The organism is Paenibacillus dendritiformis (genome assembly GCF_015845845.1).
GTDB lineage: Bacteria > Bacillota > Bacilli > Paenibacillales > Paenibacillaceae > Paenibacillus_B > Paenibacillus_B dendritiformis_C.
The window spans coordinates 22497-45297 of sequence record NZ_LDIG01000192.1 but is presented as its reverse complement, the minus strand read 5'-3'; the positions used below and the strand labels follow the sequence as shown (position 1 = coordinate 45297).

General features: G+C 50.3%; 16 protein-coding genes and 3 pseudogenes. 15 read left to right on the top strand and 4 right to left on the bottom strand.

Annotation, left to right across the window (positions count from 1 at the left end; all coding sequences use genetic code 11):
- Positions 1 to 715, bottom strand: a pseudogene (locus ABD76_RS19675) (transposase); the annotation flags it as partial.
- 580 nt (positions 716 to 1295) lie between these two features.
- Between ABD76_RS19675 and ABD76_RS19670 the strand changes: the two are divergent.
- The 11 genes and pseudogenes from ABD76_RS19670 to ABD76_RS19625 all read left to right on the top strand — a co-directional run bounded on the left by ABD76_RS19670 (position 1296) and on the right by ABD76_RS19625 (position 15512).
- Entirely contained in the window at positions 1296 to 4550 is a 3255-nt protein-coding gene (locus ABD76_RS19670) for a helicase-related protein (RefSeq protein WP_197258849.1), read from the top strand.
- Positions 4547 to 5203: a DUF4391 domain-containing protein gene (locus tag ABD76_RS19665; protein ID WP_242069654.1), complete on the top strand. Its 657-nt coding sequence runs from the start codon at positions 4547 to 4549 to the stop codon at positions 5201 to 5203. Before ABD76_RS19670 ends, ABD76_RS19665 begins: the two co-directional genes overlap by 4 nt.
- 17 nt (positions 5204 to 5220) lie before the next feature.
- A complete protein-coding gene (locus tag ABD76_RS19660; RefSeq protein WP_197258848.1) occupies positions 5221 to 7068 on the top strand; it encodes a site-specific DNA-methyltransferase in 1848 nt (615 codons plus the stop codon).
- Between the two features lie 15 nt (positions 7069 to 7083).
- On the top strand, positions 7084 to 10134 hold the full coding sequence (locus tag ABD76_RS19655; RefSeq protein WP_197258847.1) for a type III restriction-modification system endonuclease: 3051 nt from the start codon (positions 7084 to 7086) through the stop codon (positions 10132 to 10134).
- Between the two features lie 130 nt (positions 10135 to 10264).
- Complete coding sequence (locus ABD76_RS30470; RefSeq protein ID WP_197258846.1) at positions 10265 to 11416, top strand: ImmA/IrrE family metallo-endopeptidase; 1152 nt, start codon at positions 10265 to 10267, stop codon at positions 11414 to 11416.
- Positions 11413 to 11922, top strand: a complete 510-nt coding sequence (locus ABD76_RS19645) for a DUF4411 family protein (RefSeq protein ID WP_197258845.1) — start codon at positions 11413 to 11415, stop codon at positions 11920 to 11922. The genes ABD76_RS30470 and ABD76_RS19645 overlap by 4 nt, the downstream gene beginning before the upstream one ends.
- Before the next feature lie 172 nt (positions 11923 to 12094).
- Positions 12095 to 12421, top strand: a pseudogene (locus ABD76_RS19640) (NADAR family protein); the annotation flags it as partial.
- Position 12422: 1 nt separating this feature from the next.
- Positions 12423 to 12920: pseudogene (locus ABD76_RS30465) on the top strand (TIGR02452 family protein); the annotation flags it as partial.
- Between the two features lie 107 nt (positions 12921 to 13027).
- Positions 13028 to 13267: a TIGR02452 family protein gene (locus ABD76_RS30460; protein ID WP_338125154.1), complete on the top strand. Its 240-nt coding sequence runs from the start codon at positions 13028 to 13030 to the stop codon at positions 13265 to 13267.
- A 31-nt stretch (positions 13268 to 13298) separates the two neighbouring features.
- Positions 13299 to 14474, top strand: a complete 1176-nt coding sequence (locus ABD76_RS19630; protein ID WP_197258844.1) for a DUF4272 domain-containing protein — start codon at positions 13299 to 13301, stop codon at positions 14472 to 14474.
- Positions 14475 to 14675: 201 nt separating this feature from the next.
- On the top strand, positions 14676 to 15512 hold the full coding sequence (locus ABD76_RS19625) for a YitT family protein (protein ID WP_168181834.1): 837 nt from the start codon (positions 14676 to 14678) through the stop codon (positions 15510 to 15512).
- A gap of 97 nt (positions 15513 to 15609) precedes the next feature.
- Here the strand turns inward: ABD76_RS19625 and ABD76_RS19620 are convergent, their stop codons facing one another.
- The gene (locus tag ABD76_RS19620) at positions 15610 to 17151 is read right to left on the bottom strand and encodes a hypothetical protein (protein ID WP_197258843.1); all 1542 of its coding nucleotides are present in this window, start codon (positions 17149 to 17151) and stop codon (positions 15610 to 15612) included.
- 241 nt (positions 17152 to 17392) lie between these two features.
- Here ABD76_RS19620 and ABD76_RS19615 point away from each other — a divergent pair, with 241 nt between their 5' ends.
- The 4 genes from ABD76_RS19615 (at position 17393) to ABD76_RS19600 (ending at position 20671) form a co-directional block, all read left to right on the top strand.
- Positions 17393 to 17638, top strand: coding sequence for a helix-turn-helix domain-containing protein (locus ABD76_RS19615; protein WP_197258842.1), 246 nt, complete (start codon positions 17393 to 17395; stop codon positions 17636 to 17638).
- A complete protein-coding gene (gene def / locus ABD76_RS19610) occupies positions 17638 to 18156 on the top strand; it encodes a peptide deformylase (RefSeq protein WP_197258841.1) in 519 nt (172 codons plus the stop codon). Before ABD76_RS19615 ends, def begins: the two co-directional genes overlap by 1 nt.
- A gap of 188 nt (positions 18157 to 18344) precedes the next feature.
- The gene (locus tag ABD76_RS19605) at positions 18345 to 19763 is read left to right on the top strand and encodes an alanine/glycine:cation symporter family protein (protein WP_197258840.1); all 1419 of its coding nucleotides are present in this window, start codon (positions 18345 to 18347) and stop codon (positions 19761 to 19763) included.
- 167 nt (positions 19764 to 19930) lie between these two features.
- Positions 19931 to 20671 carry an SIR2 family NAD-dependent protein deacylase gene (locus ABD76_RS19600; protein WP_197258839.1) on the top strand — a complete coding sequence of 247 codons (741 nt, stop codon included), beginning with the start codon at positions 19931 to 19933 and terminating at the stop codon, positions 20669 to 20671.
- A 59-nt stretch (positions 20672 to 20730) separates the two neighbouring features.
- Here the strand turns inward: ABD76_RS19600 and ABD76_RS19595 are convergent, their stop codons facing one another.
- Both ABD76_RS19595 and ABD76_RS19590 read right to left on the bottom strand, forming a co-directional pair.
- On the bottom strand, positions 20731 to 21738 hold the full coding sequence (locus ABD76_RS19595) for a FecCD family ABC transporter permease (RefSeq protein ID WP_197258838.1): 1008 nt from the start codon (positions 21736 to 21738) through the stop codon (positions 20731 to 20733).
- Entirely contained in the window at positions 21735 to 22745 is a 1011-nt protein-coding gene (locus ABD76_RS19590; protein ID WP_197258837.1) for a FecCD family ABC transporter permease, read from the bottom strand. Before ABD76_RS19590 ends, ABD76_RS19595 begins: the two co-directional genes overlap by 4 nt.
- Between the last annotated feature and the right edge of the window lie 56 nt (positions 22746 to 22801).

The following is a 22801-nucleotide window of genomic DNA, read 5'->3' as shown; positions in this document are numbered from 1 at the left end:
TTGCTTGGCAATCGCCAGATAGGCTTTGCGGGCACGCTCCCGGTATGTTCTTGGCTTGCGAGTCTTTCCGCGTTCCGGTTCATGCAGGATGTCGATGATTTTCTCCAGCTTTTCTCTGGCCTGATTCAGAAGAGACAGATCCGTCGGGTAGGCGATGTCCGCCGGCGCGCAGGTCGCATCCAGCAGCAGTTCGCCCTCGTTCGTCAGTTCCATCTGCCGCGGCTGCGGTTCTGACGGCTCGTCGGACGCTGCGGCAGTTCCGCTGCCAGGTTCATTGTCGTCCGATGAATCATCCGATTCGCTGGACTTGCGCGCTTCTTCAAGGGCGATCCACTCATTCACTTCATCAAGGATCTCGCCGCCCAGCCGCTTGCGGAAGTGTGTCATGAGAGAATGGTGAAACGGACGGCGGTACTGGTATTCCGGCAGACCGAGGAAGTACTGCAGATACGGGTTCTCCAGAATCTGACGAAGCGTCTCCCGATCGTCGGTGCCGAGCCGCTCCTGAATAATGAGGGCGCCGAGCGCGACACGGATCGATACGGCCTTTTGACCCTTGAGGCTCTTCTTAAAGTTCTTCGCATATTTCTCTTCGAGCTTCCACCACGGAATCATCTGGGCCAGCAATACCCAGCGGTTATCTTCCGCAGCTTCCCGCCGAACGGAAGGAAGAAGTCGCCTGCAAGATCATTTGGCTCTCGGTTCGCTGATACAATCTGGACACCTCCACGTGCACGGTTTTTCATGGGATAAACCCGTTTTCCTTGCACTTGAATTCGACAAAAGAGGCGCTAAACCCTTGCTGCTACTGGATTTTTCTTTCGTTCAGCAAGCCCTAAATATTTGCTACAATTCGCCAAAGAATCTGGACTGACAGAGATAGCTGACTTGTTAAAAAATGCTGGAGCAAAAGAGAGCAAACGAGGTTAGTTATACGATAAATATGGCTGGGTTTTACATTACGGGCTGAACTTGATGGTTCGGCTTTTTCTGTGTTACGTTACAATTTATCAATATTGACGATATATAGAATAATGATTTGCCGACAGTAACTCTTTATCAATTGTTTTTGTGGACTTTTGGCTTGTTTCATTGGAATTCTTGCCTGGGTAAGGCGGTGCTGAGGCCGAAACATCAATTTTTTCAAGTTCACCACCCAATTCACGTTACAAAAGTCATCATCGAACAATATATTTCCTCAAATAGGAAATCAGAACTACTTCAAACAAGGAATTTCAACGGGGGATGTCGAATAGGAAAAGTTGCGTGGTTTCGGGTGGAACAAGAGGTGAACTATGGAAATCATCAATAATATCGACAATCTTCTCGGCGAAAATTTGAAACTAGAGGTTCGTAAAGGAAGCAAGGTATCGATTGCTGCATCATGCTTCTCCATTTATGCATACGAAGCCTTAATGAGAGAACTGAATCAGGTGGAAGAAGTCCGGTTCATCTTCACCTCTCCCACCTTTATTGCGGATAGCATAAAGAAGGAGAAGCGGGAATTTTATATCCCGAAACGGAACCGGGAAAAAAGCTTGTACGGCACCGAATTTGAAATCCGGCTCAAAAACGAATTGACACTCAAAGCGATTGCAAAAGAATGCAGTGACTGGATTCGTAAAAAAGTCACGTTCAAATCGAACCGTACTTCAGGCTCGATGCAAGGCATGCTGAATTTGCAGAATGCAAACAATGCTGTCACCTATATGCCGATCGATGGCTTTACGACCGTTGATCTTGGTTATGAAAAGGGCAATGCTCTCTCCAAGATGGTGAACAAGTTCACAGAAGCTCCGTTTACCAAAATGTTTTTCGATCTGTTCGATCAGGTATGGAATGACAAAAGCAAGCTTGAAGATGTCACGAACCAAGTTGTGGAGCATATTTCATCGGTGTATAAAGAGAACTCTCCGGAGTTCATTTACTACGTCATTTTGTACAATATCTTCAACGAGTTCCTATCAGACATCACAGAAGACATTTTGCCCAACGAAGCAACTGGATTCAAAGAGACGGAAATCTGGAAACGTCTCTATCACTTCCAGAAAGACGCGGTTCTTGGTGCGATCAATAAACTGGAAAAGTACAACGGATGCATCCTTGCAGACAGCGTTGGTCTGGGAAAAACATTTACGGCTCTTGGTATCATCAAATACTATGAACTTCGCAACAAGTCCGTATTATTGTTATGTCCCAAGAAGCTCGGCGACAACTGGCTTACCTATAAACAGAATGTAACCAACAATATTTTGTATGCTGACCGATTCCGCTATGATGTACTCTACCATACGGACATATCGCGGGAAAGAGGCAAATCAAACGATATCCCGCTTGACCGATTGAACTGGGGTAATTATGATTTGCTCGTCATTGATGAGTCACATAACTTCCGTAACAACGAAGCCAAGAAAGATAAAGAGACGCGGTATCAGAAGCTGATGCGGAAAGTGTTGAAAAGCGGCGTGAAAACGAAAGTGCTCATGCTCTCCGCTACTCCGGTGAACAACAAGTTCATGGATCTTCGCAACCAGCTTGCCTTGGCTTATGAAGGAAATCCAGAGGAAATCAACAGCAAGTTGGGTACGGAGCGGGGGATTAACGACATCTTCAAACGAGCCCAGTCCGCGTTTAACCAGTGGTCTAAGATGGATGTTGCTGAACGTACAACGGAGACGCTTCTTGGTATGCTCGACTTCGACTTTTTTGAGCTGCTGGACAGCTTGACGATCGCTCGATCACGCAAGCATATCCAGAAGTATTACAAAGCGGAGGAGATCGGCGAGTTCCCAAGGCGGCTGCCGCCTCTCTCCAAGTTTTGCGATTTGACCGACAGAACCGATGTTATCGGGTATAATGAAATTTTTATAGAATTGTCCAGAATCAATCTCGGCATCTATGCACCATTCAAATATATTCAACCGAGCCGACTGCGATTCTATGAAGAGTTGTATGACACCAGCGTAAGGGGCGGGAGCGGGAACTTCAGGCAGATGGATCGCGAAGGTAGCTTACAGATTTTGATGCGGATCAACCTGCTGAAACGCTTGGAAAGTTCAGTGGAGTCGTTCCGATTGACCCTTTCCAAGATTGTCTCCAAAATCGATCAGACGCTTCAGCAAATCGAAGCATTCGAGCGAAGCGGGAAATCCGATGCCGTAGGTTATACCGATATTGAGGATGCCAATCTTGACGATGATGATTGGCTGGACGATGATTTCAGCATCGGGGATACGATCAAGATCAATTTGTCCGATATGGATGTTCTTCGCTGGAAAGAAGATTTGATGAATGATCACAACATTCTTTCCGCCTTGCTGACCGAAATGCAGAAAGTAACGCCTGAACATGATGAGAAATTAAACACATTGAAGCAGGTTATTGATCACAAAATCAATCATCCAATCAATCCCGGCAACCGCAAAGTCATCATTTTCAGTGCGTTCACGGATACCGCGGCGTACTTGTACACGCATTTATCTGCGTACATGAAGGCGAAGTACAATATCGACACGGCCAAAATCGTCGGCAGCGATGAGAACAAAAACACCGCTGGTTTGCGGAATGACATCAGCACATTGCTGACTTGCTTCTCGCCTCGATCCAAGGAGAAGAAGCTGACCATGCCGGATGTCAAAGGCGAGATTGATCTGCTCATTGCTTCCGATTGTATTTCTGAGGGGCAAAACTTGCAAGATTGCGACTATCTTATCAACTATGACATTCACTGGAATCCAGTGCGGATTATTCAACGATTTGGCCGAATAGACCGGATCGGTTCGCAGAACAAGGAAATTCAATTGGTGAACTTCTGGCCCAACATGACGCTGGATGAATACATACAGTTGAAAGAAAGGGTCGAGAATCGCATGGTCATCATGGATATGACGGCAACCGGCGATGATAACGTTCTGTTCAATCAATCCAGCGATCTGGAATATCGGAAGCAGCAACTTCATCGTTTACAGAAGGAAGTCGTCGATCTGGATGATATGAACACGGGCGTCTCCATCACCGATTTGGGCCTGAACGATTTTCGCATGGACTTGGTGAACTATGTAAAGGAGAACGGAGAACTTGATACCGTTCCGAGCGGACTGCATGCGGTTGTGGCTGTTGACGAAGAGAAGGGAGCAAAGCCCGGGGTCATCTTTGTTCTTCGCAACGTCAATGAGGAACGCAATCCCGACAAGCAGAACCGGCTGCATCCCTTTTACCTTGTCTATATGAGCGAAGATGGCGAAGTCATCACCAATCATATGGATGTCAAAAAGACGCTGGATTTCCTAAGAGCCCTATGCAGAGGGCAATCGGAACCGATGATGGATGCTTGCCGCAGCTTTAATCAAGCGACGAGAGACGGCAAAAAGATGGACATGTATTCCATGCTGTTGGAAGAGACCATCCGCTCGATTGTACAGGTGAAAGAAGAAAACGATCTGGATAGCTTGTTCAGTTCGGGAGGCACGACAGCACTTATAGACTCGATTAAAGGGCTTGAGGACTTTGAACTCATCACCTTTGTCGTCATCAGGCAGGTGAATGCATGATGTTCCAATTGCCCTCAAGCACGCTCGTAAACCGCAAAATTCCGAAGAACAAATTTTATGAGAAGCTGCAAGCAAATCATCATCTTAAGGAACTGTTTACTGAACAAGTCGAATCGATCCTCTGGAAGCACAAGCTATCCAAGGACACGATTCGTCTTGAACCGAAAGAGGATATTGAAGAAATTCAGATTTTTGAAGTCCATTTGAAGGAGCAAACGTACTCCCTTGACTTGCTACGGAGTATAGACAAGGCAATCCCTTATCCCATCTTGCATGTCTTGATGTATGAGGATCAGGCCAAGCTCGCTATCGCCTACAAAGAGCGAAATCAGACCGACGAAAATCGGTCTGTCGTTCGTTCCTACCATGAGACGGACTGGCAACCGATCGAAAGTATCAAACTCGACATTCTCCAAGGACTCAATCTAAAGGCTGTATACGAGAACATCATCCGTCAACTGCTTCCCATCAAGGTGAAGCCGGAAATCGAGCTTACAGCCGTTTTGGAGCGGCAAGCCCAAATTGACAAGCTGACGCAAGAATGCCAACGGCTAGAGTCCAAGATACGGGCCGAAAAACAATTCAACAAGAAAGTTGAATTGAACATGGAACTGCAACGAAAGAGAAAAGAATTGAATCAACTACTTGATTAAGTAATCGGAGGCGTGCCATGAATAAACTAACGATGAAATCGGTGGATTTGACCCAAGCCAATATCGATAAGATTGCTGAGTTGTTCCCCAACGTGATTACCGAAGCGAGAGATGAACAAGGCAAAGTGACACAAGCCATTGATTTTGACCTGTTAAAACAGGAATTATCCGATGTACTGGTGGAAAGCGAGAAAGAACGGTATCAGCTCACATGGCCTGGTAAGAAACAGGCGATCCTTAACGCGAACACACCGATTGACAAGACATTGCGACCGGTTAAGGAAGACAGCGTTGATTGGAACAATACGCAAAACCTGTACATTGAAGGCGATAACCTTGAAGTGTTGAAGCTGCTTCAGGAGTCCTACTTGAATAAGATTAAGTGCATCTATATTGATCCCCCGTATAATACGGGTAAGGATTTTGTTTATCGGGATGATTTCAGTGAGCCTGTGGACGAATATCTAGAAGAATCAGGGCAACTGGATGAGGAAGGTAACAGGCTTTTTCAGAATACGGAAGCAAATGGGCGTTTTCACAGCGATTGGTTGACGATGATGTATTCAAGACTTAAGATTTCAAGAAATTTATTAAGAGATGATGGTGTTATATTTATTTCAATTGATGATAGTGAAGTATCGAATCTGAAAAAAGTTTGTGACGAGATATTTGGACAGTCAAACCATATTACAACATTTATGTGGAAAAGAAAAAAGGAAATTTCGAGTGATTCGAAAAATGTTGCTGTTCAAGGTGAGTATATCCTAGCGTATTCAAAAACCGATAGTGTGGAATTTCAAGCTGAACCATTGTCACAGGACTATATTAATAATTCATATAATGAGCCAACAGAACAATTTCCGGATGGTAAGTGGCGTCCAGTGCCGATTACTGTTTCAAAAGGGTTAAGTGGAGGAGGATACCATTATAAGATTGTTACACCCGGCGGAAAAACACACGAAAGGCTGTGGGCTTATCCAGAAAGTGGTTATAACAGGCTTCTAAAAGAAGGTAGGATTTATTTTGGAAAAGATTTAAATGGTGTCCCTCAAAGGGTTATTTATGCACATGAAAGTAAAGGACAGCCTACTACTAACTATTGGGATGATATCTCTTCAAACAAAGAAGGCAAAAAAGAGATTTTGAGCCTGTTTGGTGAAAATTACTTTGATACTCCAAAACCGACAGCATTAATTGATAGGCTATTAAAACTTGTAATAAAAGATGGGGACTTGGTTCTTGACTTTTTTTCCGGGTCTGGAACAACCGCCCATGCAGTAATGCATCTTAATGCACTGCAGCAAAAAAATCTTAAATTTATCATGGTTCAACTTCCAGAAAAAACAGATGAGAAATCCGAAGCTTTTAAAGCTGGATTTAAGAATATCTGCGAAATCGGCAAAGAACGCATCCGCCGTGCCGCGAAGAAGATTAAAGAAGAAACCGGTGCCGACATCGATTACGGCTTCCGGGTGTTCCGGGTGGACTCTTCGAACATGAAGGACGTTTACTATGCACCGGACAAGCTGAAGCAGGGGGACATATTCGATCTCGCATCCAATATCAAAGAAGATCGTACCGGGGAAGATTTGCTCATTCAAGTCATGCTGGAACTCGGCCTTGAGCTTTCGTTGCCTATGGAAACGAAGCAACTTGAAGGGAAGATCGTTCATTACGTCGCTGGAAACTCATTAATCGCATGTTTTGAAGACAACGTGCCGGAATCCGTGATGAAACAAATTGCAGCAGAACATCCGCTTCGGGTTGTATTCCGCGACAGTTCCTTTGAAGATGATTCCGCACGCATCAATGTTGAAGAATTGTTCAAGATGCTCTCTCCGGGCACAGAAATTCAAGTGCTGTAAGGTGGTGAGCTCAAATTGAAGATCAAATTCAAACATCAGCAGTTTCAGTTGGACGCCGTGAAAAGTATCGTGGATTGCTTTGAGGGGCAACCGAATGAGTTGTCCCGATTTACACTTGACCGAGGCAGAAGACAAAAGCCGGAACAAATGGTCATGGATGATCTCGCGAATGCCGAACAAGCGAATATCGGATTCAAGAACACCGCCATTCAATTGATTGATCAGGAAATCTTGAAAAACATCCAAACGGTGCAACGGAAGAATGGTCTGAAAATATCCGAGAAGCTTGAGGGCAAATATAATCTGACGATCGAAATGGAAACCGGGACAGGCAAAACCTACACTTACATCCGTACCATGTTTGAACTGTACCAAAAGTACGGATGGAGCAAGTTTATTGTCGTTGTTCCTTCTATCGCCATTCGTGAAGGTGTGCTCAAGACGTTCCAGATCACGGAAGATCACTTCATGTCCGAGTACGGCACGAAGGCACGATACTTTGTGTATAATTCGAAGCAATTGCATCATATCGAGAAATTTGCCAGCGACGCCGGAATCAATGTAATGATTATCAACTCGCAAGCCTTTAATGCGAGAGGGAAAGATGCAAGACGCATTTACATGGAACTGGATGACTTCAACAGCCGCAAACCGATTGACGTACTGGCGAGCACAAATCCGATCCTGATCATTGACGAGCCGCAATCCGTTGAAGGCAAGCAGACGAAAGAATCCCTGAAGGCTTTCAATCCGTTGTTCACCTTGCGTTATTCGGCGACGCATCGTGAAGATTACAACAAAGTGTACCGGCTCGACGCCCTGGATGCATACAACAAAAAGCTGGTGAAAAAGATCAGCGTGAAGGGGATTTCGGCCAAAGGAACAAGCGGCACGGACAGCTATCTGTATCTGGAAGGCATCGATGTGAGCACGAAGCATGCTCCGGTTGCCCGGCTGGAATTCGAAGTGAAGACAAAAACGGGTCTTGCCAGGAAGACGTATAAAATCAGACAAAACGACGATTTGTATCAGTTGTCCGGTGAGCTTGAGCAGTACAAGGGATACAAAGTGTCCGAAATTAACGGACAAAACAACAGCATTAGCTTTATAAACGGCGTAACGTTATATGCTGGAGATGTTCATGGGGATGTAGGAGAGCTGCATTTCCGCCGTATTCAGATTCGGGAAACGATCAAGTCCCATTTTGAAAAAGAACGTGCGTTGTTTCATCAAGGGATTAAAGTGTTATCGCTTTTTTTCATCGACGAAGTAGCGAAGTATCGGCAGTATGACAAAGATGGTTCGGAGCTTAATGGTGTTTATGCGGAGATGTTTGAGGAAGAATACACGGCCTTGCTCAATGAGCAAATGTCGCTGTTTGCCAATGATCCATACATTCAGTATTTGAATCGGATACAGGTGAAAGAAACGCATAAGGGTTATTTCTCGATCGATAAGAAAAGCAACCGTTATGTCGATCCGAAGGTATCGGCAAGAGAGACGGACTCCGATGATGCGAACGCTTATGACCTGATTATGCGGGATAAAGAACGATTGCTAAGTTTTGCGGAACCAACCCGGTTTATCTTTTCCCACTCTGCTCTTAAGGAAGGTTGGGATAATCCGAATGTGTTCCAGATTTGCACGCTGAAACATAGCGATTCCACCATCAAGAAACGTCAGGAAGTCGGGCGGGGACTGCGGCTTTGTGTCAATCAGAATGGTGAACGGATGGATTCGAGTGTACCGGTGATCGACGTTCATGAAATCAACGTGTTGACCGTCATTGCCAGTGAGTCGTACGAGCAATTTGCGAAACAGCTGCAAAACGAAATCGCTGAAACGCTGTCCGATCGTCCACGCAAAGCAGATCGAGACTTTTTCTTGGATAAGGTGTTGAAGAATGCACGCGGCGAGCAATTGAAGTTAGAAGATGCCTTAGCAAGCAAGTTACTGTACACGTTCATAAAAAATGATTATGTGGATGATCAGTACAATTTGACGGATGTTTATTTTAACGCTGTAGAAAACCAGAGCCTTAAACTTCCCGAGGAATTGTCGGGCTTTCAGGAACCGTTGGTCGAATTGGTTAAGTCGATTTATGTAGAGGGCAAATCGAATCTGGCGGATAATGAACGGAACCATAATATTGCTTCCGTTACGGTCAATAACAATTTTTATAAAAAGGAATTTCAAGAGCTTTGGAACCAAATTAATCGCAAATCCGTGTATACCGTCAAATTCGACTCCGAGGAACTTGTTAAGAAATGTGTAAGGACTTTGGACAATCATTTACAAGTGCCTGCGATCCGATATGCAATCAGGCATGGCGAAATGAACCGAATTGAGTCCCAACAACAGTTAAAATCGGGGGAAGCCTTTCAGACACGTGAAACAAAAACCGAGCTTGTGGAAGTGAAACCGGATTTCCGAATTAAATACGATTTGGTCGGCAAATTAATGGATGAGACACGACTAACGAGAAAGACGATAGTTGCCATTTTAACGGGAATTAAAGAAGCCACATTCCTTCAATTTCGAAAGAACCCGGAAGAATTCATGATTCGTGCCGCCAAGCTAATCAATGAGCAGAAAGCGACGACGATCATTGAATCCATAACGTATGATGTTCTCAATGATACATTCGAAGCGGACGTATTTACGAAAAATACATTATCCGGACAATTGGGGCAAAACGCAATTCCGGTTGAAAAACATATCTACGATTATGTTGTAACGGATTCCAAGATCGAGCGTGCTTTTGCCAAAGAGCTTGATGTCAGCAATGAAGTCCGGGTATATGCCAAGTTGCCGCGGGGATTTTTTATTCCGACGCCGATGGGCAACTACAACCCGGACTGGGCGATTGTATTTAAGGAAGGCGATGTGAAGCATATCTATTTCATCGCGGAAACGAAAGGCTCCATGGAATCCATGGAACTCCGTGAAGTGGAGAAGGCGAAGATTGAATGTGCCCGGAAACACTTTGCCAAGTTGAATAACGGTGAAGTGAAGTATGATGTGGTGAATAGCTACGAGAAGCTGTTGGAGATTGTGAAGGTTTGAATTAATCTTTGGGCATAATATTGCTGGAATTTGTTAATCGGTGATATTGGTTGAATGGCTACAGCTAAAAATTGTGATTCCAAATACCAATTGAATATCATAAAATGAACTTAAAAAGGAGGTGGCGGAAGTGGCAAGAGTTGCAGTGAACCCAGAAGTGATTCGGTGGGCTTTACAACGTGCAGATGTAGCTGAGACGATTGAAAAGAAGTTCCCGAAGTTGATTAGTTGGATGAAAAATGAAACACAACCAACATTAAGACAACTGGAACAGCTCGCTAAAGCCACTTCCACTCCACTCGGTTTTTTCTTTTTATCTAAACCACCGCAAATACAGTTGCCTATTCCACACTATAGAACAATTGATGATACTTATGCTTATAAACCAAGTCCTGACTTGCTGGAAACTGTCCAAATGATGCAGCGACGGCAAGCATGGATGCGTGAATATTTATTGGATATGGGTCAAGAACCGCTATCCTATGTTGGATCTTGCCAATTGACGGATAAACCCAAGGAAGTGGCCCAAAAAATTAGAAGGACTTTGGAAATTGAAAATGGTTGGGCAGCGGACTGTAAAAGTTGGCAGGAAGCTCTCCAAATGTTAATGATCAAAATCGAGAATACTGGTGTCTTGGTTGTTAGAAATGGAATAGTAGGGAACAACACACACAGGAAGCTGGATGTGAATGAATTCAGGGGTTTTGTTCTTGTGGATGAATATGCCCCGCTGATATTCATTAACGGAGCTGATGGCAAGGCTGCTCAGATGTTTACCATTGCTCACGAATTAGCTCACATCTGGTTTGGGGCAAGTGCGGCCTTTGATCTTTCTAACCTTCAACCTTCTAATAAAGCGATTGAGCAAGCTTGTAATCAAACAGCAGCAGAATTCCTCGTGCCTGAAGATGAGTTGAGATCGGTGTGGGAGAGTATCAATAATGACCCTGATCGGTTCAACCTTTTGGCAAAACATTTCAAGGTGAGCAGCATTGTAACGGCTCGAAGAGCTTTAGACTTGATGTTAATATCTAGAGATGAGTTTTTTGATTTTTATCATGCATGGGTTGAAATTGAGCGTAAACAAGCTCAAGATGGAGAAGGCGGGGGAAACTTCTACTCGAACCAACACTTCCGAATTGGCCGACGTTTTGCGGAAGCTGTGTTTACAAGTGCAAAGGAAGGGCGTTTGCAATATAACGAAGCATATAGACTGACAGGCCTTAAAGGAAATACCTTTTCGGAGTATGCGAAACACCTTGGAATTGAGGTGTATTCATGACAGAATCATTAAGATTTGTTTTAGATACTAATGTTCTAGTTGAAGCACATAGGAGGTACTATGCCTTTGACATCGCACCTTGTTTTTGGCGTGTCCTGTTGGAGTTAGCAGATAGAGGTCATATAGTAAGTATTGATAGAGTTAAGGACGAGTTAATGAATTCAGGTCAAGAAGACGCCTTAAATAAGTGGGCACTCTCCGAATTTGATCGTTGGTTTGCCTCAACTGAAAATGAAGAGGTATTCGAAGCATATCGTGAATTAATTGACTGGTCTATCGGAGAAGATCAGTACCATGACTATGCCAAAACAGAGTTTGCAGATGTTGCGGATAGCTGGGTAGTTGCTTTTGCTAAAGCTTATAATTGTGTTGTTGTTACTCAAGAACAATATAGTAGGGACGCTAGGAAAAGAATTTTGATCCCTAATGCCTGTAGAGCTATGGGGGTTGATTACATGAATACCTTTGAAATGCTTCGTAAGTTAAATGCTAGCCTTGGAGAGTAAGAGCAATGATATGACAATGACAAATTAACACAAATACCATTATTTAGGGAGAGGCGGAAACTTTGCCCCTCCTTTACTGTTTATAAGCCTCTCGGAATTCATCTGTAACTGCTAAACTAGAATTAACGGATTCCGCTAAATAAGAATGAACAAAACTTACCATACCCTTCCTATGAACGCGAAGCATCCGAAAGAGATGAAAGCTTATGGCCGCGCCGTGAAAAACTTCGACAAGGACATATGGGAGAGCAACTGCTATGAGATCGTGAAGCGGGGCAACCATGCCAAGTTTTCGCAAAATCCGGAACTGTGGAATTTCCTGAAAACGACGAAAAACCGGATCCTCGTGGAGGCAAGCCCGCGCGACCGCATCTGGGGCATCGGGATGGGCAAGACCAACCCGGATGCGGAGAATCCGATGAAATGGCGGGGCCGCAACGGGTTGGGCTTCGCATTGACTGAGGTCCGGGATCAGCTCTTAGCACAAGAAGGGGAGTAACATGAGGAGTAACATGAACCGAAAAGCAATCGCGCAGGATACGCTGCGCTATATGCACCAAGGATATTATGAAATGAACGGGCGGCGGATCGATTTCGCCGCGGTCCAGCGATATTCGGAGGACAACAGCGTGCTCCTTACGCCGGAACAGGGGGCCGAACTGGTGCGGAACGGAAGGCCGCCTTCCGCGGGGAAGCCGGCGGAGCAAACGGTATGCAACGAGGCGACGGTACAGGCGATTCTTGATTTCGCCCGGGCCGGTACCGAGCGGGTGGGCGTGCTCAACTTCGCCAGCGCCAAAAACCCGGGCGGGGGCTTCCTGAACGGGGCGATGGCGCAGGAGGAGAGTCTTGCCGCATCAAGCGGATTATACGCCACACAGCTTCGCCATGAGGGCTATTATCGGGCCAACCGTGCCTGCAAATCGATGATGTATACCGACCATGCCATCTACTCGCCGGATGTGGTGTTTTTCCGCGACAAGCGGTTCGAGCTGCTGGAGCAGCCGGTGACCGCCTCCGTGTTGACGCTGCCGGCCGTCAATTACGGGCAGGTGCTGCTGAAGGGGGAGGATCCGGATCAGGCAAGCAGGTCACGCGGGACCGCATGCGGCTCGCGCTGGCGATTTTCGCCGACCGGGGGGACCGCAATCTTGTCTTGGGCGCCTACGGGTGCGGCGTGTTTCGCAATGATCCGGAGCTGGTCGCCGGCTGGTGGCACGAGCTGCTCATGAACAAAGGCTACGGACGGTTCTTCGAGCGTATTAGGTACGCCGTACTGGATAGATCAAAGGACGGACAGTGCATTCGTGCATTTGACAGCCGCTTCGTGAGTCAAGTAGGCTAGCAATATATCCATTCCGGGGAGGTTGTGGAGTTTGAAATATTTCACCATATTTGCTTCCAAGAATGATATCGATGATATCGGGGGCAAGATAGCGGACGTGTTCGCGTCAGGCTATAAGATCGAGCAGACTGGCAATGATTATATCATCCAATCCAACACGCTGTTCCAAAAGCACAAGATGACGATTCGAGTGTTGACCGAGGAGACGAATCCCGATTATTTCGAAGCCAATATACCCGGGATGATGGGCTTTTATGATCGCATTTCTTTTGCCGATGAGAAACGGAAGGAGCTGGTCCTTACGCAGATCTCCGTCTTCAATACGGTGCTTGCGATCCAAGCGGAGAAGGAGCTGAACGAAGGCCAGCTTCAATTATGCACGGCGCTGATGTCCGCCATCGATGGCATCGGGTTCCTGCAGGACGGCACGCTGCTCGATAGCGACGGGCAAGCGATTGTCTACCCCGACGGAACGTCGGGACCGGCAGACTTCACTCCCCGGGCCTGCACCGGCAAAGTGATGGGGCCGGAGATGACCTCCGAGGAAGGCGAACGAAGAAAGCGCGCGTCCATCGCCTATATCCAGGAACGCGGCATTCCCGTTCTGGAATCCTTGCCCCAGCTCCCGCCCGTGGCGGCATGTCAGTGGAAAACGCAAGAAGACATCGCGAGAAGAGCGGTCGCTCTATTAATCGTGATCCAGTATGCTTGCGATGTGACTCAAGGCGGAGATTTGGAAGAATCGAAGGAATTCGTGATGCGCATGCTGCGTAAATTCGATGTGGAGGATCAAGTGACGGAGAAGGAGCGCAAGCTGCTGCAGGATGCCGAACCGGCGGAGCAAGAGGCGGTAAATATTGTGTGGCAGTACGAAGCGTACTGGCCGCTTCTCTGGGCGCTAGGTCTGGTGGATTCACTCGACTTCCCCGATCACATTTGCGACTGCGAGTATGCGATTGAGGCGGTGTCCCGATGCGAGTCGTTCGAGGAATTTTATGGGAAGACCGCCCTGCGCGGCCGGGAGGAAATCATGGATGAAGCCGACAAAATCTACAGGCTGCATTGGGCATGCGTCGATAGCCGGATTCATGGGAAGGAAGCCCCGGCCGGCATGAACGAAAGCATCGTGATGGAAAGACGCAGAGGCTTGTTCTGGATGGCCGGCTGCGACGAGGAAGATTGGGATCATATCCCGATGGATACATAGACCGCGGAACCCTATCATGATGAATAGAACTGCCGCATAGAGTTTTAACAGAGGCACCCGGCGTGAAGTCAGGTGCTTTTTTGCTGCGGATCGCATACCGGAATCCCTTTTTTTGATAAAATATACGGGGATACGGGCTTGCGCGCGTACATCGGAATAGCTGCCGCGATCACTACAAGCGTTACGGGAAAGGATCGGATTATGAAAAAACGTTGCATCGACATTTTTGTCATTATGGCGGGGGCATTTATTTTTGCGCTGGCCATCAATTTGTTCGTCATTCCGAACGAGCTCGGCGAAGGCGGGGTGACGGGGGTCACCATCATACTGTACTACCTGTTCCAATGGTCTCCGGGGCTCGTCAGCTTCATTCTGAACTCCATTCTGTTAATCGTCGGGTATAAATTTCTCGACAAAAATACGACCGTATATACAATCATCGCCGTCGTTTTCAACTCGTTGTTCCTGCATTTGACCCAGGATTGGCGCATTGAATCCAATGAGTTGATCATTAACACGATATTCGGGGGAGTCTTTACGGGCGTGGGGATCGGCTTGATTATCCGCGTCGGGGGCACGACTGCGGGAACCACCATCTTGGCCCGGATCATGAACAAGTATCTGGACTGGAACGTGAGCTATGCGCTGTTGTTCTTTGATCTCATCGTCGCCTTTTCCTCCTACTTCATTATTGGCGCCGAGAGTCTCATGTTCACGATTGTGATGCTCTATATCGGGACGAAGGTGATGGACTTCATCATTGAAGGCGTCAATCCGAAGAAGGCCGTGACGATCGTGTCCAAGGAGCACGACAAGATCGCGGAGCAAGTCAATGTCGTCATGGACCGGGGGGTGACCGTCTTATACGGGCATGGGCATTACACGAAAATGCCGAAGGAGATTCTGTATATTGTCATCAGCAAGCAGGAAGTGAGCACGCTCAAAAAGATCGTAAAAGCGATTGATAAAGACGCCTTCATTACGATTCATGATGTGCGGGACGTGTTCGGCGAAGGGTTCGTCGATATCTCGAAATAACCGCCCCGGGCACGAAAATATCCCCATTCCCCGCCTGCTAAGGGGGGGAGATGGGGATAGCAGCGGCCCGCTCGAGGGCCGGACCCACAGTATCGGTTTAGAAGTCCCGAATCCGGTCGAATACGCCGAAGAGCTTGGCAGTATCGATCCGAACCCCGGCCGCGCTGAGTCTGGACTGAGCGCCTTGAAGCAGATCCTCCAGTACGGCAAAAATTTCTTCCCGCTCGACCGTCTCGATGAAGCCGGCGCGTTTGTCCATCGCATTGAACGCCGCGGTATACCCGGCGACGGCGGCTTCCAGTTTCGCCTCCGCCTCCGCTGCCGACATGCCGCTGCCGAGCCGGGCTTCGACGGCCGCGATGGCGGCCAAGCTCTTTTTGTACTGATTCATGGCCTTCTTGGCATGGGCAAGCGCGATATGCTCCCGGCCGTCCCAATCGCGGAACGGGTTCTCGACGTTTTCCGCGAGCCATTCCGGCTTGCGCGGGTTGGTGATAGAGAGATGGAGCACGCCGCTGGCGGCTTCCTTTTTGTATCTCTTCTTGATGGAAGCGGCCGCTTCGGCCGGAAGGCTGGCCATCCATAAGGACGAGAGCTCCGGCATCCGATCGGGATCGGGGAACTCCTCGCCCGCGAACCCGAACATTTCATTGGCGCAGAACATACGGAGCCGGGACAAGTGCGCGATGCTGCCCAGGTTGCGGATTTGTCCGGGCTTGCCCCACAGGCGCAGTTCCCGGAGGAACGGATAGCTTCGGACAACCGGCTCCAGATCCAGCTCCCGGACGCCGCTCAACTGGAGCGCGCCCAGACGATCCAGACCGCAATTCAGCAGCGCGTTGTTCGTAAAGGCAGCCGTCAGCCCCCGCCCCCCATCCTCCGCATGGATGGTCAGATGGGGTGACGGCGCGCCTCCCAGCGAGAGATGGCGCAAGCCTTCATTGAGGAAGAGCGCCTCCAGCCCGTCCGCTTGCATCACAAGCCGGGTCAAGCGGCTCCCGCGCACATCAAGCGAAGCGCCGCCGGGATGCTCCAACTGCAGTTCGGTAATGAACGGATTGCCTGCGATATAAGACAGCAGCGCCTCATCGGCACGGCTGGCGACAATGCGCGTCAGACATGGCAGCTTGTCCAGCTCGGAGAAGTCGGAGAGGCTCCGCAGCAGCTTGTCATCGGCGACATTCATTGAACGGCGAACTTGCTGGCTGCCTACTTCAATCATTGTGTCGTCGCGCGCCGCTTCCTTGAAGCGCTTTCGCCGTTCCTCGGGGATTTCCATCCATTTTAGCTGCCGGTATACACTGGCGCCGACATTCCAGCCCCCGGCATAGCTATTGATCTTCTCCGTGACCTTCGGGGGCACATTGCCTGCCAAGATATAATGCTTGGGGACCGTGGCATCAAGGTAGCTGTGATCGATCCGGTGATTCCAGAAAAAATAATCGCAATACAGCGGCTTCATACTCGCAAGCTCTTCTTCATTGGGCAGATCGTCGCCGGTCCAGTCCAATTCCAGTACGGCGGCCAGACTCCTTCCTTTTCCCGAGTCCGGCTCCTTCAGCATGGTCACCTGGCAAGCGGCGTATTTCTGCAGCGGCTCCACCCATACGCAATAAATATCTCCCGTCTTCGGCTTCATATCCGGTCATCGCCCTCCCGTGAACAATCCGTGCCCCGGATTGTCAAGTTATTCCTCATTATAATATGCGGAGCATCGATCCGCATGGGCCGGGAGATACCGATTTATCACGGCAAAAAATGATTTTTATCATATCTTCAGGACAATTTCTGATGACATCTTGCAAGCTATCGCATATATTAGGTAATACCTAATAAATTTAGCCACCAGCTAAATTTCCGGAAATAGGAGGATCATTCATATGCTCGTATGGATGCTGCGCAAGGTGATGGCGGAGAGGGGAGTATGGTCGGGAGCGGAATTGTCCCGCTTGCTGCGCGAGAGAGCGAATTATATTTTGTCCGCGCCATCCATAAGCGCCTTGATGAACGGGCAACCGCGGCAAATGAAGGCCGAGACGCTGGACGCCTTGTGCACGGCGCTGGATTGCACGCCCAATGATTTGTGGGTGCATACGTCACCTATGAAGAAGAAAGGAGTGAAATGATGGCAGAACGTGCGATATTGCCTTTCGGGGACCCTATATTGCGCAAGGTTGCCAAGCCGGTAGATGAAGTGACGCCGCGAATCCTCAAGCTGCTGGATGATATGGTGGAGACGCTCTATGCCAGTGACGGACGCGCCGGCCTCGCCGCGCCGCAGGTCGGGGTGCTGCGGAGAGTGATCGTGATGGATTGCGGCGAAGGATTGATCGAGCTGATCAATCCCGAGATTGTGGAATTAAGCGGGGAGCAGGATGGAGTGGAAGCCTGTTTGTCATTTCCCGGCTATTACGGACATGTGAAGAGGGCGAATGCGGTCGCCGTGACGAGCCTGGACCGGGAAGGGAAGCCCTTCACGTTGAAGGGGGAAGGATATCTTGCGCGCTGCATTCAGCATGAGATCGATCATTTGAATGGCGTGCTGTTCGTGGATCATGTGAAGGACAGATGGCTCTATCACGAGAAGACGAAGCAAAAAATAGCGCTGCTGGACGTGATTCGGTTAACCAATCAAGGGGTGTAGAATACCAATTACTAGATTTTATTTACATATAATTCTCGTGAATGTATAATAAGTAAAACATATTCACACGATATTCCCTAGGATTCTACCACCCGAACAGCTCGATTTTGACGGGCCCATCATTTTACGTTTCCAGTAGCTGCAGCGGTTGATGACTTATGACGAACACAAGGAAGGTGGATAGAATTTTGGAGTTTATCTACGATATTATTTCTTTTAACAATACGTTTTGGTCTTATGTACTGATTGTAATTTTGATCTCGGCGGGCTTGTATTTCACGTTCAGAACGAAGTTCGTCCAATTTAGAATGGCGGGCGAGATGGTTCGCTTATTGGGAGAAGGCGCAACCAGCTCAAAAGAAGGCAAAGGCGGGGTCTCCTCGTTTGGCGCTTTTTGCATCAGCACGGCTTCCCGGGTTGGCACGGGGAACCTGGCGGGGGTAGCGCTCGCGATTGCCACGGGCGGACCGGGAGCCGTCTTCTGGATGTGGCTGATCGCCTTGATCGGATCGGCCACCGCTTTCATTGAATCGACACTGGCGCAGATTTATAAGGTGAAGGACAAGAGCGGCTTCCGCGGGGGACCGGCTTACTATATGGAGAAAGGGCTGAACAAACGCTGGATGGGCGTGCTGTTCGCCGTTCTCATCACGATATGCTACGGGCTTGTGTTCAACTCCGTGCAAGCGAATACGCTCTCCTTGGCCTTGGAGAGCGCCTACGGCATGGATCGCTTCTGGGTGGGCGTCGTTGTCGCTGCCCTCACCGCATTTGTCATTTTTGGCGGCGTGCAGCGCATCGTGAAGGCTTCCGAATACTTGGTTCCCGTAATGGCGGGCGGTTATGTGCTGCTGGCCCTCTACATTGTGGTCACCAATCTGTCGGAGCTTCCTGCCGTGATTGGACTCATTATCCGGAATGCATTTGGCTTCGAGCAGGTGGCCGGCGGCGGATTGGGCGCCGCGATCATGATGGGAATTAAGCGGGGCCTGTTCTCCAATGAAGCGGGGATGGGAAGCGCCCCGAATGCCGCGGCCGCGGCCGACGTCACCCATCCGGCGAAGCAGGGCCTGGTGCAGGCTTTGGGCGTCTTTGTGGACACGCTGCTGGTGTGCAGCGCGACCGCTTTTATCGTGCTGTTCTCCAGCGCATACGGCACCGAAGATCTGACGGGAATCGAACTGGTTCAGGCCGCGTTGGCCAATCATATCGGCGGTTGGGCCGTCAGCTTCATCGCGATTGCCGTGTTCCTTCTCGCTTTCAGCTCGGTCGTGGGGAACTACTATTACGGGGAGACGAATATCGAGTTTATTAAAAGCAGTAAAACATGGCTGTTCCTTTATCGTCTTGCCGTGGTGGGCATGGTGCTGTTCGGGTCCGTCGCCAAGGTCGCGATTGTGTGGGATTTGGCCGACCTCTTTATGGCGTTCATGGCGATTACGAACCTGATTGCCATTGTGCTGCTGGGCCGAATCGCGTTCGACGCGCTGAAGGACTACCAGGAGCAGAAGCGCCAGGGCCGCAACCCGGTCTTCCATATCTCGCATTTCCAATCGCTTCGCAACGTCGAATGCTGGGGAGAACCAACCGAGCCTGATCTCAAATAAGGTTCATATGTCAACTTGAAGAGGCGGAGCCGTGGATGCGGCTCCGTTTTTTTGCTGCCCTCGTTTTCCGGCGCCTTTTGGCGGCTTCCATCGTATGGATTGGATTCCAATGAGTTGAAGGGTGTTGTATAGTAAAAAATGGGTTATAAGCGGAAGGAGGCATCTCATTGCTTGCAAAATGGCTGAAGGAATCGGCGTCGACGGTCGTATTTTCGGGAGCGGGCATGTCGACCGAGAGCGGACTGCAGGATTTCCGGTCTGCGGACAGAGGGATGTGGAACGATCGGGACCCGGCGGCATTGGCCAGCCTGGACGCGATGGAGGAGAACCATGACGAATTCGTCCGTTTCTACCGGTGGCGCATCGGGGAGATGCGGAAGCACGGGCCGAATCCCGGGCATCGCATATTGGTCGATTGGGAGCGAAGAGGCATCATCCGAGGCGTCATCACGCAGAACGTGGAATATTATCACGAGCAGGCCGGGACATCGGCCATCGCGAAGCTGCACGGCGACCTGGGCACCCTCCGGTGCATGACGTGCCATGCGCAGTATCCCTGCACCGATTATGTGGAGCCGAAGCGGTTGACCCGCTGCGCCAGGAACGGCTGCGGCGGGCGGGTGCGCCCGAATGTGGTGCTGTTCGGGGAATGGCTGCCTGAGCGGGAGCTTGCCCGGGCCGATGCGATGCTGGACGGCGTGCAGCTGCTTCTCGTCCTCGGCTCCTCGCTGCAGGTCAGTCCGGCCAATCAATTCCCGCGGTTGGCCAAGGAGCGCGGCGCCCGGCTCGTCATTGTGAACCGGGAGCCAACCCCTGCGGATGGGGCAGCCGATCTGATCATCCGCCATTCGATTGGCGAGGTGCTGCGATGCACGGACATGGAGCTGGCCCGGCTGTCGGACGGGTAGCGCCACTGCACAGAGAATCCCTTGAGCATCCGAACTCAAGGGATTTTTGGGCTGAGCCTTTATTTCTTCAGCAGCAAATAGATGAAATACGGCGCGCCGATGAAGGCGACCATGATACCTGCGGCGATGCCGTCGGGATCCGCCAGCTGGCGGCCGATCGTATCGGCAACCAGCAGCAGCCAGCCGCCCATCAGAATGGCGACAGGGAGGAAGAGCTGATGCCGCGGGCCGACCATCGCTTTGGCGATATGCGGCGCCATCAGGCCGATGAAGGCGATGCCCCCGGTGACGGAGACGGCAGAAGCGGCCAGCGCGACCGCGGCGAACAGGAGGACGAGCCGCTCCTTATTCAGCGGCATCCCGAGGCCGATGGCGACAGGCTCGCCAAGCGCCAGCACATTCAGGCGGTTGGCCTTGTACAGCGTGAACGGAATCAGGACGATCAGCCAGGGGAGAAGCGCCCCGATGAACGGCCAGTCCGTTCCCCATATGTTCCCCGCGAGCCACTTGGCGATAAAGTCGACCTTGGCGCGCTCCGCCGAGGAGATCAGGACGATCATGACCCCGGACAGCGCCATGGAGAAGCCGACGCCGGTCAGGACGAGCCGGATCGGCTGGAGGCCTTGCCGTCTGCGGTAAGAGAACAGATAGATGCAGCAGGCGGTAAGCAGCGCGCCCGCGAAGGCGACCAGCGGGAGCATGTAAATAAACGATCCGGCATTCACCGGAACGAATAAAAAGAACACGGCCACACCGACGCCGGCCCCCGAGTTGATGCCGACGATGCCGGGATCGGCCAGATCATTGCGCGTGATGCCTTGCAGAATCGCGCCGGACAGCGCCAGACCCGTCCCGGCCAGCAGCGTGATGAGAATGCGCGGCAGACGAACGGAAAATAAGACAAACTCCTCCTTGAAGCTGCCTTGCCCGAGCATCGTCGGGATCAATCTGTCGTAAGACAGCGAGGCGAAGCCCATCCCCATGCCGATCACGATCGTGATGACGATAAGTGCCAGCAGTCCCGATACGATGAGGCGCTGTCTAATGCGCAGAGCGGGTTCGATCATGAGAATGCCTTCCCTCCCTTATGCACGATGAACAGGAAGAAGGGCAGGCCGATGATCGCGATAATCGCCGCGACCGGCGTCTCATACGGCGCATGGATGGTTCGCCCCAAGGTGTCGGCAAGCAGCATGAAGGATGCGCCCAGAATGGCCGACATCGGCAGCACATAGCGGTAATCGGTCCCGACGACGGCCCGGACGATATGAGGGATCATCAGGCCGATAAAGGTCAGATTGCCGACCAGAGCGACGGAGGCCCCGGCGAGCAATACGATGACGGCGAACAGGAGCGCCTTGATGCGGTTCGTCTTCTGCCCCAGTCCGACCGCCACCTCCTCATTCAAGCTGAGAATGGTAAGCTGTCTCGCCAGCAGCAGGGCGATGACAATGCCGAGGGCAATGAACGGCCCCACCGCTTGCAGCTGTACCCAGGACATGCCGATCAAGCCGCCGGCGGTCCACATCGACACATCCTTCGATATTTTAAAATAAAGGGCCACGCCTTCGGCAATCGCGTACAGCAGCGCGGAGACGGCCGCGCCGGCCAGCACCATCCGCAGCGGGGAGAAGCCGCCTCTGCGCAAGGCCGCGATCCCGAATACCAATCCGGCTCCTGCCGCCGCTCCGAGGAAGCAAGCCGCCGCCATCGCCAAGTATCCGGCTCCCGGGAGGAGCGCGATGGCGATGGCCAGGGCGGCATTGGCTCCGGCCGTAAGCCCGAGCAGGCCGGGATCGGCCAGCGGATTCCTCGTCATGCCCTGCATAATGGCGCCGGCGACGGCCAAGGCCGCGCCGACGGCGACCGCCGCGATCTCCCGCGGCAGCCGGATCTCCTGGATCAGCGCAATATGATCATCCGTGGCGCGGGACGTCAAGGCCAGCCAGACATCCTGAAGCGTCGTGTCGGCTGCGCCGAACCGCATCGCGACGAGGAACATTGCCGCGAAGAACAGCAATCCGGCCAGCCATTTGCAGGTAAAGGGGAGGGAGCGTTTCGTTTCCTTCATCATCGTTCTCTCATCTTTTCTGTAATAGATTCATGTAAAAGATGCACGGAGCAGAGCCT